The sequence below is a fragment of the Duganella sp. S19_KUP01_CR8 genome (genome assembly GCF_036688705.1).
Taxonomy (GTDB): Bacteria; Pseudomonadota; Gammaproteobacteria; order Burkholderiales; family Burkholderiaceae_D; genus Rugamonas.
This window is the reverse complement of the sequence record NZ_JAQQPR010000033.1, coordinates 15,445-29,777: the sequence shown is the minus strand read 5'-3', so window position 1 is coordinate 29,777 and position 14,333 is coordinate 15,445. Positions and strand designations below refer to the sequence as shown.

General features: G+C 64.7%; 17 protein-coding genes. All 17 read left to right on the top strand.

The window, feature by feature from the left end:
• Nucleotides 1-79 precede the first annotated feature (79 nt).
• The 17 genes from glyA (at nucleotide 80) to V6M89_RS26005 (ending at nucleotide 14,285) form a co-directional block, all read left to right on the top strand.
• Nucleotides 80-1,327, top strand: coding sequence for a serine hydroxymethyltransferase (gene glyA, locus V6M89_RS26085; protein ID WP_332855934.1), 1,248 nt, complete (start codon nucleotides 80-82; stop codon nucleotides 1,325-1,327).
• 115 nt (nucleotides 1,328-1,442) lie between these two features.
• Nucleotides 1,443-1,913 carry a transcriptional regulator NrdR gene (gene nrdR / locus V6M89_RS26080; RefSeq protein ID WP_043479966.1) on the top strand — a complete coding sequence of 157 codons (471 nt, stop codon included), beginning with the start codon at nucleotides 1,443-1,445 and terminating at the stop codon, nucleotides 1,911-1,913.
• A gap of 116 nt (nucleotides 1,914-2,029) precedes the next feature.
• Entirely contained in the window at nucleotides 2,030-2,584 is a 555-nt protein-coding gene (gene pilV, locus V6M89_RS26075; protein ID WP_332855933.1) for a type IV pilus modification protein PilV, read from the top strand.
• The gene (locus V6M89_RS26070) at nucleotides 2,581-3,522 is read left to right on the top strand and encodes a PilW family protein (protein WP_332855932.1); all 942 of its coding nucleotides are present in this window, start codon (nucleotides 2,581-2,583) and stop codon (nucleotides 3,520-3,522) included. Before pilV ends, V6M89_RS26070 begins: the two co-directional genes overlap by 4 nt.
• Nucleotides 3,523-3,525: 3 nt before the next feature.
• Complete coding sequence (locus V6M89_RS26065) at nucleotides 3,526-4,032, top strand: pilus assembly PilX family protein (RefSeq protein WP_332855931.1); 507 nt, start codon at nucleotides 3,526-3,528, stop codon at nucleotides 4,030-4,032.
• Between the two features lie 15 nt (nucleotides 4,033-4,047).
• Nucleotides 4,048-6,186, top strand: a complete 2,139-nt coding sequence (locus V6M89_RS26060) for a pilus assembly protein (protein ID WP_332855930.1) — start codon at nucleotides 4,048-4,050, stop codon at nucleotides 6,184-6,186.
• A complete protein-coding gene (locus V6M89_RS26055) occupies nucleotides 6,183-6,638 on the top strand; it encodes a type IV pilin protein (protein ID WP_332855929.1) in 456 nt (151 codons plus the stop codon). The genes V6M89_RS26060 and V6M89_RS26055 overlap by 4 nt, the downstream gene beginning before the upstream one ends.
• Before the next feature lie 10 nt (nucleotides 6,639-6,648).
• Complete coding sequence (locus V6M89_RS26050; protein WP_332855928.1) at nucleotides 6,649-7,206, top strand: GspH/FimT family pseudopilin; 558 nt, start codon at nucleotides 6,649-6,651, stop codon at nucleotides 7,204-7,206.
• A 7-nt stretch (nucleotides 7,207-7,213) separates the two neighbouring features.
• A complete protein-coding gene (gene ribD, locus V6M89_RS26045; RefSeq protein WP_332855927.1) occupies nucleotides 7,214-8,311 on the top strand; it encodes a bifunctional diaminohydroxyphosphoribosylaminopyrimidine deaminase/5-amino-6-(5-phosphoribosylamino)uracil reductase RibD in 1,098 nt (365 codons plus the stop codon).
• Between the two features lie 10 nt (nucleotides 8,312-8,321).
• Nucleotides 8,322-8,957: a riboflavin synthase gene (locus V6M89_RS26040; protein WP_332855926.1), complete on the top strand. Its 636-nt coding sequence runs from the start codon at nucleotides 8,322-8,324 to the stop codon at nucleotides 8,955-8,957.
• Between the two features lie 87 nt (nucleotides 8,958-9,044).
• Nucleotides 9,045-9,722, top strand: a complete 678-nt coding sequence (locus V6M89_RS26035; RefSeq protein ID WP_332855925.1) for a cupin domain-containing protein — start codon at nucleotides 9,045-9,047, stop codon at nucleotides 9,720-9,722.
• On the top strand, nucleotides 9,723-10,307 hold the full coding sequence (locus V6M89_RS26030) for a TetR/AcrR family transcriptional regulator (protein WP_332855924.1): 585 nt from the start codon (nucleotides 9,723-9,725) through the stop codon (nucleotides 10,305-10,307).
• 88 nt (nucleotides 10,308-10,395) lie between these two features.
• On the top strand, nucleotides 10,396-11,166 hold the full coding sequence (locus V6M89_RS26025) for an SDR family NAD(P)-dependent oxidoreductase (RefSeq protein ID WP_332855923.1): 771 nt from the start codon (nucleotides 10,396-10,398) through the stop codon (nucleotides 11,164-11,166).
• Between the two features lie 148 nt (nucleotides 11,167-11,314).
• Complete coding sequence (gene ribBA / locus V6M89_RS26020; protein WP_332855922.1) at nucleotides 11,315-12,424, top strand: bifunctional 3,4-dihydroxy-2-butanone-4-phosphate synthase/GTP cyclohydrolase II; 1,110 nt, start codon at nucleotides 11,315-11,317, stop codon at nucleotides 12,422-12,424.
• A 26-nt stretch (nucleotides 12,425-12,450) separates the two neighbouring features.
• Nucleotides 12,451-12,939, top strand: coding sequence for a 6,7-dimethyl-8-ribityllumazine synthase (gene ribH, locus V6M89_RS26015; RefSeq protein ID WP_332855921.1), 489 nt, complete (start codon nucleotides 12,451-12,453; stop codon nucleotides 12,937-12,939).
• An 84-nt stretch (nucleotides 12,940-13,023) separates the two neighbouring features.
• Nucleotides 13,024-13,494, top strand: coding sequence for a transcription antitermination factor NusB (gene nusB, locus V6M89_RS26010; protein ID WP_332855920.1), 471 nt, complete (start codon nucleotides 13,024-13,026; stop codon nucleotides 13,492-13,494).
• Between the two features lie 200 nt (nucleotides 13,495-13,694).
• Nucleotides 13,695-14,285 (top strand): hypothetical protein, encoded by a 591-nt coding sequence (locus V6M89_RS26005; protein WP_332855919.1) that lies wholly within the window; start codon nucleotides 13,695-13,697, stop codon nucleotides 14,283-14,285.
• Nucleotides 14,286-14,333: the final 48 nt, after the last annotated feature.

Here is a 14,333-nt window from a genome sequence, read left to right as displayed (position 1 = left end):
GCTGCCTGTCCGCTATCGGCTTCCCTCATTCGATCCAACCTGCCAGTAACAAGTTACTCAATTCATTTGGAGTTTTTACATGTTCGCAAAAGATCACACCCTCGCCAACGTCGATCCTGAATTGTTCGGCGCAATCCAGAAAGAAAACACCCGTCAGCACGATCACATCGAGCTGATCGCATCGGAAAACTACACCTCGCCAGCCGTCATGGAAGCGCAAGGTTCGCAGCTGACCAATAAGTACGCCGAAGGCTACCCAGGCAAGCGCTACTACGGCGGTTGCGAGTACGTCGACGTCGTCGAGCAACTGGCGATCGACCGTGTCAAGCAGCTGTTCGGCGCGGAAGCGGCCAACGTGCAGCCTAACTCGGGTTCGCAAGCCAACCAGGGCGTGTTCTTCGCCGTGCTGAAACCAGGCGACACCATCATGGGCATGTCGCTGGCCGAAGGCGGCCACCTGACCCACGGCATGCCGCTGAATATGTCCGGCAAATGGTTCAACGTCGTTTCCTACGGCCTGACCGCTGAAGAAGACATCGACTACGAAGCCATGGAAGTGCTGGCCAAGGAACACAAGCCTAAGCTGATCATCGCGGGCGCTTCGGCGTTCTCGAAAAAGATCGACTTCGAGCGTTTCGCCGCCGTCGCCAAAGCCGTTGGCGCCTACTTCATGGTCGACATGGCGCACTACGCCGGCCTGATCGCCGCCGGCCTGTATCCTAACCCGGTGCCGCACGCCGACTTCGTCACCTCGACCACGCACAAATCGCTGCGCGGCCCGCGCGGCGGCATCATCCTGATGAAGGCTGAGCACGAGAAAGCCATCAACTCGGCTATCTTCCCAGGCATCCAGGGCGGCCCGCTGATGCACATCATCGCCGGTAAGGCAGTGGCGTTCAAGGAAGCGCTGACGCCTGAGTTCAAGGCTTACCAGCAACAAGTCGTCATCAACGCCGACGTGCTGGCCAAGACCCTGATCAAGCGCGGCCTGCGTATCGTCTCCGGCGGTACCGAGTCGCACGTGATGCTGGTGGACCTGCGTCCGAAGAACCTGACCGGCAAGGAAGCGGAAGCGATCCTGGGCGCCGCCCACATGACCTGCAACAAGAACGGCATCCCTAACGATCCGCAGAAGCCATTCGTGACTTCCGGCATCCGTCTGGGCTCGCCAGCGTTCACCACCCGCGGTTTCAAGGAAGCGGAAGCGGAAGAAGTCGGCAACCTGATCGCCGACGTGCTGGACAACCCGCACGACGCAGCGACCATCGAGCGCGTGAAAGCGGCCGTGAAGGTTCTGGCTGACAAGTTCCCTGTCTACGCCAAGTAATACAAGCCTGCGTCGTCCCCGCGAAAGCGGGGACCCATGCTGAGTAACTTCGGCAGCGCAGTATGGATTCCCGCTTGCGCGGGAATGACGCTGATTCACTCTGCTAGTCGCCAATATGAAATGTCCGTTTTGCCAGCATGAAGATACCCAGGTTCTCGATACGCGTGTATCCGAGGAAGGGGATTCCATACGCCGGCGCCGGCGCTGCGGTAAATGCGATAAACGATTTACCACGTATGAGCGCATCGAACTGGTGATGCCGTATGTGGTCAAGAAGAACGGCAGCCGCACCGAGTATGCGGCCGCCAAGTTGCGCGGCAGCCTGACGCTGGCCTTGCGCAAGCGCCCTGTGGCGGCACCCGCCGTTGACGCGGCGATACTGTCGATCGAAGAAAAGCTGCTGACCAGCGGTCAGCGCGAAGTCGATACCGGCTACATCGGCGAGCTGGTGATGCAGGAATTGAAGCGCCTCGACAAGATCGCGTATATCCGTTTTGCATCGGTCTATAAAAACTTCGAAGACCTGGCCGAGTTCCAGGATGCGATTGCCGAAGTCGGGCAGGAACGCAAGCCACGTAAGGCTTAGTTGCCGGTTCGTAGGCGTCCGGCCTACGGCTGACGCACCTTTGATACACCTCATACCCTCTACAGTCGTCGCTGCTAACTTCTAGCACTGTCCTTGTCGACTTGCGGAGGTGTGCCATGCGCACACGCGCCTTGATGCACGGCTTTACGCTGCTGGAAATCCTGATCGCCGTGCTGTTGCTGGCGGTAGGCATCGTCGGCGGCGTGTCGATGCAGCTGGCGGCGCTGCGCATGCGGCATCAGGCCGCGCTGTTGTCGCAGGCGACCTACGTGGCGGCCGGCCTGGCCGAACGCATGCGCGCCAACGCCGCGCAAATGCACCTGGCCGATGGCGCCAATCCCTATCTGATGCTGGACTACGATGCGCTGGCCGAACCCGATCCGCCGGCGCCGTCGGCCTTGTGCTACGGCGGCGCGTGCGACAGCGCGCAGCTGGCGATGTTCGATCTGTATGAAGTGAAAGTTCAAGTCAGTCAATACCTGCCTGCGGGCCGCATACTGGTTTGCCGCGACGGCGGCGGCAAGCTGGCCTGGACTTGCGGCGGGGCTGCGGGCGCGCCGGTGGTGGTCAAGGTCGGATGGCACGGCAAGAATCCCGACGGTACGCCGCGCAAGGATGTCGGTGGGGACTACACCCCGGCCGTCGCCGTGGCGGTTGGAGCGACGCGATGAACGCGCGTGGATGGACGGTGATCGAGTTCGCCATCGCCGTGGCGCTGGGCCTGATTGTGACCTTGTTGGCCAGCGGCCTGCTGCTGTCGGCCGGCAGCAACTACCGCAATCACAGCGAGAACGCCGGGCTCAACGACGGCGGCCGCCATGCGCTCGACATCATGGCGCGGGCGATACGGCAAGGCGCCTATGTCAACTGGGACAGCAAGGCCGCGCCGGTGGAACTGGAAGCCGATGCGCCGGCCTCCATCGCGGGGCTGGACGCGCGCAGCATCAGCCGGGGCGGCGCGGATATCTCGGCGATGTTGCCGGCCGTGGCGCATGGCAGCGATGTGTTGGCCTTGCGCTTTTCCGGCTCGGGCGCGGGCGGCAATGGCGACGGTTCCAGCCTCAATTGCGCCGGCTTCGGCGTCGCCGTTCCTGACGCGGCCGATGCGCGCGGCTGGAGCATCTTCTATGTCGCGGACGACGGCGCTGGCGAGACCGAACTGCGCTGCAAATACCGCGGCGCCTCCGGCTGGGGCGCGGACGCCATCGTGCGCGGCGTCGACTCCTTTCAGGTGCTGTATGGGCTGGATACCGATACGCCAGCCGACGGCATCCCCAATGCCTACGTCAACGCCAGCAATATCAATGCGATGGATGCCGCGCTGGTGTTGTCCGGCGCCACGCCCGGCGAGCGCCTGCGCGACTTCCATCGCAAGACATTCTGGAAGCGCGTGTGCAGCGTCCGGGTGGCGCTGTTGCTGCACGGCGAGAGCAATACGCGCGCGGACAAGGCGACCACGCGGTTCGATCTGTTCGGTCCCGCGTATTCCGATGCGCATGGCGACGATGAAGGTGTGCGCATCGTCGAGGCGACGCTGCCGCCGGCGCAGCGCACGCGGGCGCGCCGGGTGGTCGGAATGACGGTGGCTTTGCGCAATCGGAGCGGCTAGCTCATGGCGGCGCAACGGCAGCGAGGCGTGGTTGTGTTGATGTGCCTGATGATGTTGATCCTGGCGATGTTGCTGGGCGTGTCGGCGGCGCAAATGAGCTTGCAGGGCGAGAAGGCGGCGCGCGGCGAGCGCGATCGGGATGTGGCGTTTCAGGCGGCGGAGGATGCCTTGGCGGATGCGGAGCGCGATATCCAGAGCGGCACGGCGGAGGCCAGCGCCTGCGCCGCGCCGCCTGTCTGGCAGCGGGTGGATTTGTCCGGCGTTGAGGACGGCGGCGCCTGCACCTTGGGCTACGGCGAGCACACCGGCGCGGCGATGCTGACGGCCGAAGGCGTGCTGCCGTTCAAGAGGCCGCGTTATGTGATCGAGCGCATGGAGTGCCACCAGCCGGGCGAGGATGCGTCGGCCGGCGGCGCGGTCGCTTATTGCTATCGCGTGACGGTGATAGGTTTCGGCGCCAGGGCAGGCACGGAAGTGGTTTTGCAAACGGTGTTCGTCAAGCCGGAGTGAGGAGGGGATATGCGCATGGCAAACAGTGCACCGCTGCCCGGACATGGCCGGCGATGGCGGTGGGCGTGGCTGGTGATGGCCGCGTTGTTGATGTTGTTGCCGATGCTGGCGGGTGGCGTGCGCGCAGCGCCGCCGGTGCTCGATATCGCCAGCGAGCCGTTGACCTCCGCGTGCCGCACAGCCCCCGGCGCGCGGATCGCCGGCCCGTCGCTGCTGCTGGCGGCCCTGGCAGGCGACCTGCTGAGCGCCACACTGGACGCGGGCGATTGGGGCGGGCATTTTGAGCGTATGGCTTGGCCGCCAGCAGGCGCCGCCTCGCCGGGTTCCGCAGCGGCATTGTGGGATGCCGGCACAATCCTGACCGGCGAGCCGGGGCGCGCGCCGATGCCGGAACCTGCTGCGCGCAGGCTCTACACGGCCATCGTGCAGACAGACGGCAAGCTGGTTGGCATTCCCTCTGCATGGCCCGCCTTGTCTGCGGCACAGCAAGCATTGCTCGATCAAGCGCCGCCGCCCCACGCAGCGGCCGCCGACGGGTTGGGCGAGCGTCGCGTGGCCTACCTGCGCGGCGACCGCAGCGACGAAGGCAGCCTGTTCCGCCGCCGCAGCAGCGTGCTCGGCGATTCGATCAACAGCACGCCCGTGCTGGTCGGTCCGCCATCGGGCGCTGCGCGGGATGCCGGCTATCAGGCTTTCCGCGAGCGCCACAAGGCCCGCCGCGCCACGATCTACCTTGGCGCCAACGACGGCATGCTGCACGCCTTCGACGCCAACACGGGCGGCGAACTCTACGCCTATTTGCCCAACGCGCTGATGCCGGTGCTGAACCGCTTGCCCAGCCTCGACTACGTGCACCGCGCCTACGTCGACGGCCCTTCGTTCAGCGGCGACGCCCTGATCGGCGGAAGATGGAGCACAGTCCTCGTCGCCGCCATGGGCGGTGGCGCGCAAGGTGTCTTCGCGCTGGACATCAGCGATCCCGCCGCGCTGGATGAAAACGCCGCGCTGTGGGAATTCACCGACCGTGACGACCCGATGATGGGCAACGTCACCACGCTGCCGCAGCTTGCCAAGGTGCGCACCAGTCGCGGCGCCGACCTGCCCACCTATCGGTACTTCGCCATCGTCGCCAGCGGCCTGAACAACTACGCCGGCGACGGCCATGCCAGCGGCGCGGGCAAGGGCGCCTTGTTCCTGCTGGCGTTGGATAAGCCGCGCGATACGCCGTGGATACACAACGTGAACTATTTCCGCCTCGTCACGCCCATCTCCGACCCATCGCTTGCCAACGGCCTGAGCGCGCCGGTGCTGGTCGCCGATCGCGATGGCGCCTTGAGTTACGCCTATGCCGGCGACCTGCAAGGCAATCTGTGGCGCTTTGATTTCAACACCTGGCCAGGCGCGGCCGCCAAGACGCTGTTCGTCGCCCGCGATGCCGATGGCAGGCGGCAGCCGATTGCGCAACAGCCGATGCTGGCCTATGCCTCCGGCGGCGGCTACCTGATGCTGTTCGGCACGGGCATGCTGTTCGATCGGACCGGCCTGGCGGCGGGGAGCTTCAGCACGCAATCGTTCTACGCCATCCTCGACAGCCTGTCCGTGCCGATGGATGTCGTTGCCGGCCGGCGCCAGTTGACCGAGCGCGTGCTGGATCCCGCAACGGCCGACTTGCTCAGCATCAGCGGCGCGGAGATCGCGCCCGGCAGCAAAGGCTGGTACGTCGATTTCCTGCACGCCGCGCGCACGGGCGAGCGCAGCATCAACAGCGGCAGGCTGGTTGGCGGCGAGGTTGTGTTCAACACGCTGCTGCCGGGTGCGGACAAATGCGATGCTTCGCGCAGCCGCAGCTACGTGCTGGATGCATTGAGCGGGCTGCCGGCTGGCCACAGCACGGCGGCCATTTTGCGGACCGCGCCTATCGTCGGCGTGCTGCAATCGACCTATACGGCCGTGCCGTCGTTGGTGCCACTATCGTCGAGCCTCAGTGCGCCGGATCCGACGGGGCGGATCGTGGCCGATAAAAACTATGCCGTGGTCCATGCGTCGGCGCGTGAGGTGACGGTGGTGGGCAGCGTCAGGGTGCGGTCGCGGTCCGGTCGGCTGAGCTGGCGCGAAGTGGCCAACTGGCGCGAACTGCACGAGGCGATCAAATGAAGCCCGCGCGCCGACAGGCCTTCAGCATGATCGAATTGCTGATCGTGCTGGTGATACTGGCTGTGCTTGCCGCGCAGGTGATGCCGGGTTTTCAGCAGCATGTGATCCGTGCGCGGCGCGCCGAAGCGCAGGCCACGCTGCTGCAACTGATGCAGCAGGAAGAGCGGTTTTTCACGCAGGCCAATACCTACATCGCCTTCTCGTCCGGCGCCGCCGACCCGGAAGCCCGCCAGTTCAAATGGTGGAGCAGCAATGGCGCGCCGACCAGCGCCTACGAAATCGAAGGCAAGGCCTGTGACGGCGAGTTGATCTCGCAATGCGTGCAACTGATCGCCACGCCGGGCACCGCGCTGGTCGATGCCAGTTTTCGCGACGACGATTGCCGGCAACTCAAGCTGACCAGCAGCGGCCTGCGCGTGGCGACCGGGCCGTCCGTTCATTGCTGGCCATGAGGAGGGCACGATGCGAGGCCATCCCGTCAACGCCGGCGTCAGCCTGGTCGAATTATTGATCGTGTTGGTGTTGGCAACGATACTGTTCGGCGTCGCCGTGCCGAACTACCGGGCCGCGCTGGAACGCCAGCAGTTGCGCATCGCCGTCAACGACCTGGTGGCGGCCATCAACCTAACCCGCTCGCACGCCATCGCGCGCGGCGGCCAGGTCTTGATGGTGCCGCTGGAGCCGGCAGGCGGCTCCTGGCGCCTGGGCTGGACGGTGTTTGTCGACGACAATGGCAACCGCCGCCCCGATCCCGGCGAGTTGCTGCTGCTCCGCCATGGCCCGATCGCCGAGGGTGTCACGATCGCCTCGGTTTTTTCGTCCGCCGCAGCGCCGCAATATCTTGCTTATAATGCTGCAGGGCGTGCTTGCAGCGCCAGCAACAGCCTGGCCGCGCGCTGGGGCACGCTGTCGCTGACGCATGGCGACAGCGCGCGCAACATCAAAATCAATATGCTGGGCCGGGTGCGCGTGTGCGACCCGGCGGTGGACGGAGCAAGCTGCGCCAGCGCTACAGACTAAGGACAACGTGAACATCAGCAACGATCTCGAAGGCATGACGCTGGCGCTGGAGTGGGCCGCCAAAGGGCTGTACACCACCTCGCCGAATCCGCACATCGGCTGCGTGATCGTGCGCGACGGGCAAGTGATCGGCGCCGGCGTGACCCAGCAGGCCGGCAGCGACCATGCGGAAATCCAGGCGCTGAAGGATGCGCAGGCGCGCGGCCACGATGTGCGCGGCGCCACCGCCTACGTGACGCTGGAGCCGTGCAACCACCACGGCCGCACGCCGCCGTGCTCGGACGCGCTGGTGCGTGCCGGCCTGGGCCGCGTGGTGGCGGCGATGGAAGACCCCAATCCGCTGGTGGCCGGGCAGGGCATGGCCAAGCTGGCCGCCGCCGGCATCGAGGTCGACACCGGCTTGCTGGCCGAGCAGGCCTATGAACTGAATATCGGCTTCTTCTCGCGCATGACGCGCGGCCTGCCATGGGTGCGCATGAAGACCGCCGCCAGCCTGGACGGCATGACGGCGCTGCACAACGGCGTCAGCCAATGGATCACCGGGCCGGAAGCGCGCGCCGACGGCCACGCCTGGCGCGCCCGCGCCTGCGCCATCCTGACCGGCATCGGCACCGTCAAGGCCGACGATCCGCAGCTCAATGTGCGCGCGGTGGAAACGCCGCGCCAGCCGCGCCGCATCGTCGTGGACAGCAAGCTCGACATTGATCCGTCGGCCAAGGTCCTGCAAGGCGGCGGCACCTGGATCGCGGCGGCGGTGGCCGATCCCGAAAAGGAGGCGGCGCTGCGCGCGATGGGCGCGGAAATCATCCTGCTGCCCAACGCCTCCGGCAAGGTCGACCTGCCAGAGCTGATGCGCGAGCTGGGCCGGCGCCAGATCAACGAGCTGCACGTCGAAGCCGGCGGCAAGCTCAACGGCTCCATGATCCGCGAAGGCTGCGTGGACGAGCTGCTGGTCTACCTGGCGCCGATGCTGCTGGGCGATGCGCAGGGCATGTTCGCCTTGCCGGCATTGACCGACCTGTCGCTCAAGCAGCATCTGAAATTTCACGAGGTTAAGCAGATCGGCGAAGATTTGCGTATCCTTGCACGATTCACTCATCACTAAGAGCATTCACATGTTTACTGGAATTGTCGCCGCTATCGGCAAAATCGAATCCGTCACGCCGCTGGAAGGCGGCTCGTTCGCGGGCGTGCGCCTGAACATCAACGCCGGCGGCCTGCCGCTGGCCGACGTCGCGCTGGGCGACTCGATCGCCATCAACGGCGCCTGCATGACCGTGGTGGAAAAGGACGACAGCAGCTTCCGCGTCGACGTCTCGCGCGAAAGCCTGAACTGCACCGTCGGCCTCGACACGCTGACCGAAGTGAACCTGGAAAAGGCGCTGACGCTCAACGAGCGCCTGGGTGGCCACCTGGTGTCCGGCCACGTGGACGGCCTGGGCGTGGTGCGCAAGTTCGAGGGAGTGGGCGAATCGTGGGAGCTGGTGATCGAGGCGCCGCACGAGCTGGCCAAGTTCCTGGCCTTCAAGGGCTCGATCGTGGTCAACGGCGTATCGCTGACCGTCAACCGCGTGACCGATATCGGTACCGGCAAGGACCTGGTCTGCCAGTTCTCGATCAACCTGATCCCGCACACCATCGCCATGACCACGCTCAAGCATCTGGAAGCGGGCAAGCAGGTCAACCTGGAGATCGACCTGATCGCCCGCTACGTCGAGCGCATGGTCTCGGTCGGCGCGGCCGGCAAATAAGGCCCCGCAACGCCCGGTGATCCGGGCGTTGACAGCGGCTCAAGCCTCGACTAGTATACCTACCAACTAGTCGGTAAATTTGGAATCATGAACATCAACTCGGATTACAGCCAGCGCGCGGTGGTGCAGTCGCAAGACTTGCCTTGGGTCGATTCGCCCGCACCGGGCATACAGCGCAAGATGCTGGAGCGCGACGGCTGCGAGGTGGCGCGCGCGACGTCCATCGTGCGTTACGCACCGGGCAGCAGCTTTCCCAGCCATCTGCATGAGCTGGGCGAGGAGGTCTTGGTGCTGGAGGGCGATTTCTTCGATGAGTCCGGCAGCTACGGCGCCGGCGCCTATCTCAAGAATCCGCCGGGATCATCGCATGCGCCGGGCTCGGTCGGCGGCTGCACGCTGCTGGTCAAGCTGCGCCACATGGATCCGCAGGATACGCAGGCCGTGCGTATCGATACCGGCGCCACCGCGTGGCTGCCGGGCCTGGTGCCGGGGCTGTCGGTGATGCCCTTGTCCGAGTTCGGCGCCACTCATACGGCGCTGGTGCGCTGGGCGCCCGGCACGCGCTTCAATCCGCATCGGCACTACGGCGGCGAGGAGATCTACGTGCTGGAAGGCGTGTTCGAAGACGAGTTCGGCCGCTATCCGGCCGGCGCATGGCTGCGCAGCCCGCACCTGAGCGCGCATCAGCCGTTCAGCCGCGAAGGCTGTATCATCCTCGTCAAAGTCGGACACCTGCCGATTGCCGATCACAAAGAAAGCCAGTAAATGAAGCATTTTTCCGAGATGTCCGAGTCCGCGCTGCGGGTGGTGGATGCTGCCGAAGGCCTGATCCAGGAGCGCGGCTACAACGGCTTTTCCTACGACGACGTGGCCAAGCTGGTCGGCATCAAGAAGCCCAGCATCCACCATCACTTCGCGACCAAGGGCGATCTGGCGACGACGGTGGCGCAGCGCTACACGCATCGTTTTCGTGAGCAGTTGCTGCGCATCGAGGTACAGCACGCCAAGGCGGAGGACCGTTTGACGGCCTACGCAACGCTGTTCGAAAACACCTTCGCCGCCGAGCAGCGCCTGTGCGTCTGCGGCATGCTGGGAGCGGAGGCCAATTCGCTGCCGGAAGGCGTGGCGCACGAGGTGGGCCGCTTTTTCGAGGCCAACACCGATTGGCTGGCGATGGTGATCGCCGAAGGCCAGCGCGCGCAGCAGCTGCGTGCGCAGCCGGAAGCGCGCGCGCTGGCAGAGGCCTTCCTCGCCACGCTGGAAGGGGCGATGATCGTGGCCCGTTCGGTGCGCGGCGCGCGCGGCCCGGCTGGCGTGGCGCAAACCTATTTATCGACGTTGCTGGCCTGACGCGGCGGCGGCGTTCCGTGCCGGCAGTTGTCGGCATTTTTTAATCTGTAAAAACCTACCAACTAGTTGGTATACTTTGAGGTGATCTATGCATACATTGAATGGCAGGAAGTTGTTGGTCGTCGGCGGCACCAGCGGCATGGGCTTGGAAACGGCGCGCATGGGCCTGGAGCAGGGCGCCAGCGTGGTGATCGTCGGCCATCGACCGGAGAAAACGGCGGCGGCGCTCACCGCATTGTCGCAGTTGGGCGAGGTTACCGCGCTGACGGCCGATCTGGGCAGCGCGCAAGGCTTGCAGCAACTGCTGGACGCCATCGACGACGGGCACAAGGATATCGACCTGCTGGTGAACGCCGCCGGCGTGTTCTTCCCCAAGCCTTTCCTTGAGCACGGCGAGGCGGACTACGACCAGTATCAGGCGCTGAACAAGGCCTTCTTCTTCGTCACGCAGAAGGTGGCGGCCAATTTGGCGGCGGCCGGTCGCCCGGGCGCCATCGTCAACATCGGTTCGATGTGGGGCAAGCAGGCGATCGCCGCGACGCCGTCGTCCGCCTATTCGATGGCCAAGGCTGGCCTGCATGCGTTGACCCAGCACCTGGCGATGGAACTGGCGTCGCGCCGGATACGCGTCAACGCGGTGTCGCCGGCGGTGGTGGAGACGCCGATCTACGAGGGCTTCATCCCCAAGGCCGAGGTGCACGGCGCGCTGCAGGCATTCAATAGTTTCCATCCGATCGGCCGCGTCGGCACGCCGCGCGACGTCGCCGAAGCGATCATGTTCCTGCTGTCGGACAAGGCGTCGTGGGTCACCGGCGCGGTGTGGGATGTGGATGGCGGCGTCATGGCCGGCCGGGGATAGCTGGATTTGCGCCGGAATATTGACAATTAATCCAGAAGACGACTTCTAAAGCCGGCCATTTGGTGGATAAAAGCGGGCTTTTGCGGTGGGGCGGGCGTAAATCCTTTAAAATAGCGCCCTGTTCTAGCTCCGCTACAAAGGATTAAAAATGTCAATTTCCAGCACCGAAGAAATCGTCGCCGAATTGCGCGCTGGCCGCATGGTGATCCTGGTCGATGAAGAAGACCGGGAAAACGAAGGCGACCTGGTGCTCGCGGCGGACTTTGTGACGCCTGAAGCCATTAATTTCATGGTCAAGCATGCGCGCGGCCTGGTCTGCCTGACCCTGACCGAAGAGCGTTGCGACCAGCTGAACCTGTCGATGATGTCGGCCCGTAACGGCACCGCCTTCGGCACCAATTTCACCGTGTCGATCGAAGCGGCCGAGGGCGTGACCACCGGCATCTCGGCGGCCGACCGCGCCAAGACCATCCAGGTCGCCGTCGCCAAGGACACCCAGCCGTCGGACATCGTCCAACCCGGCCACATCTTCCCGCTGAAGGCGCAACCGGGCGGCGTGCTGATGCGCGCCGGCCATACCGAAGCCGGCTGCGACCTGACCGCGATGGCCGGCCTGACCCCGGCTTCCGTGATCTGCGAGATCATGAAGGACGACGGCACCATGGCGCGCCTGCCGGACCTGCTGGAATTCGCGAAGGAACACGGCCTGAAGATCGGCACCATCGCCGACCTGATCCACTACCGCAGCCGCAACGAGTCGCTGGTCGAGAAGATCGGCGAGCGTCCGCTGAAGACCGCCCAGGGCGACTTCCGCATGATCGCCTTCCGCGACAAGCCGAGCGGCTCGGCCCACCTGGCGCTGGTGCACGGCGAGATCGAGAAGAGCAAGGAAACCCTGGTGCGCGTGCACCAGCCGGTATCCATCCTGGACATCCTGGAATCGGAAGCGACCACCCACTCGTGGAACCTGTCGTCGTCGCTGGCGGCGGTCAAGGCGTCCGAGCGCGGCGTGATCGTGCTGCTCAACTGCGAAGAAACGGCGGAGCAGTTCTTCGCCCAGTTCGACGCGCTGGGCAAGCCGGAAACCAAACCGAAAGGCCGCGCGGCCAGCATGGACCTGCGCAGCTACGGCATCGGCGCGCAAATCCTGCGCGAAGTCGGCGTCTGCAAGATGCAGCTGCTGGCCAGCCCGCGCAAGATGCCGTCGATGACAGGCTTCGATCTGGAAGTGACCGGCTACATGGCCAAACCTAACTAATTCAACCAACACACAAGAGGCACTCCATGACTGTAGGAAGCTACGAAACCAATTTGTCCGGCGACGGTCTGCGCATCGGCATCGTTCAAGCCCGTTTTAACGAAGATGTCTGCCACGGCCTGCTGGCGTCCTGCCTGGCCGAACTGAAGCACCTGGGCGTGGCCGATGAAGACGTGCTGCACGTCGCCGTGCCGGGCGCGCTGGAAGTGCCGCTGGTGCTGCAGAAGATGGCCGAGTCGCAGCAGTTCGACGCGCTGGTCGCGTTGGGCGCGGTGATCCGTGGCGAAACCTACCACTTCGAGCTGGTCTCGAACGAATCGGGCGCCGGCATCACCCGCATCGGCCTGGATTATGGTATTCCTATCGCTAACGCGATCTTGACCACCGAGAACGACGAGCAGGCGGAAGCCCGCATGGCCGTCAAGGGCGCCGATGCGGCGCGCGTGGCGGTGGAGATGGCCAATCTGACCATCGCGCTGGAAGAGCTGAGCCAGGACCAGGGCGACGACGAGTAAGAACAAGTAGGAAACGGCGCAGTGTGCCGGTATGCGCCGGCGCACTGAGCCGGATTTTGTAAGTATTTAAGAACAGGTATAACCATGACAGATAAAATTTTGCACGCCAACCCTAGCAAGAACCGTACGCCGCGCCACCGCGCGCGTGAGTTTGCGTTGCAGGGTTTGTATCAGTGGCTGCTGAACAATGAAGACGCATCCACCGTGGTCAACAACATCCGCGCCGCGCACGGCTTCGACAAGGCCGACGGCGACCACTTCACGGTGCTGCTGTACGGCGCGATCAAGGATTCGGTAGCGCTGCGCGAAAGCTTTGCGCCGCTGGTCGACCGTGGCGTGGGCGAGCTGTCGCCGATCGAGCACGCTGTGCTGCTGATCGGCGCGTTCGAGCTGAAGAACAACCTGGAAATCCCTTACCGCGTCGTCATCAACGAAGCGGTCGAGCTGACCAAGTCCTTCGGCGGTATCGACGGCCACAAATACGTCAACGGCGTGCTGGACAAGCTGGCCGTCCGCGTCCGCCCGGACGAAGTCGCCGCCGACAAAAAACGCTAAGCAGCGTTCGGTACTGTCAAAAGCCACCCAAGGTATCTTGTGGTGGCTTTTTTTTATTTGGGTTTGACGGGGAGGGCACCGCGCCGCAGAATCCGTTGACTTAAAATCAATGTCGAGGGCGCATCATCGAACTGCATACCCTGAACCGGGCGCCGGCCTGGCGTCGCCGTGGCTGGCTGGCGCTGATCGCCGGCGCGCACTTGCTGGCGTTTATCGGCTGGCGCGCGCCTGAGCGGCCTCTGGCGGCCGCTGTGGGCCGCCATGAGGCCATCACTTATATCCTGGCGCCGCTGAAGCCGCCGGCACCCAAGGTGGTTGCCCAGCCCAAACCCATCCGCGAGCCGGCCGCACCACGCATGACCTTGCTGCCGCCGGCTCAGCAGCCTCAACCGGTTCAGCAGCCCCCGCAAGCCCCACAAGCCATCACGCAGGCCACGCCGCCGCCGGATCCGTTTGCGCAACCACCCGCCAAGCCGGCCGAGGACCTGTTGCAGCGCTCGCTCAAGAGCGCCGCCGCAGCCGACCGGCAGCTGCGCAAGGAAGCCTGGAATCCACGCGACAAGAAGATCGCCAACGATACGACAGCGCTGGCGGCCAAGCTGGGTGGCGCCTATGCCGGCGACAACGGCGCCACGCTCGAGAACTTCACCACGCCCGATGGCCGCCTGATGACGCGCGTACGTTCGGGCGGCGGCAGTTATTGCGCGGTGATGGAGTCCAATGCGCTGACCGGAGGGCGTGACCCATTCAGGGATGGCGTTAAAACCAAGATCAGCACCTGCCCACGTTAGACGTAAAAAAGCCACCTCGCGAGGTGGCTTAATCGTTTTCAAGCAATG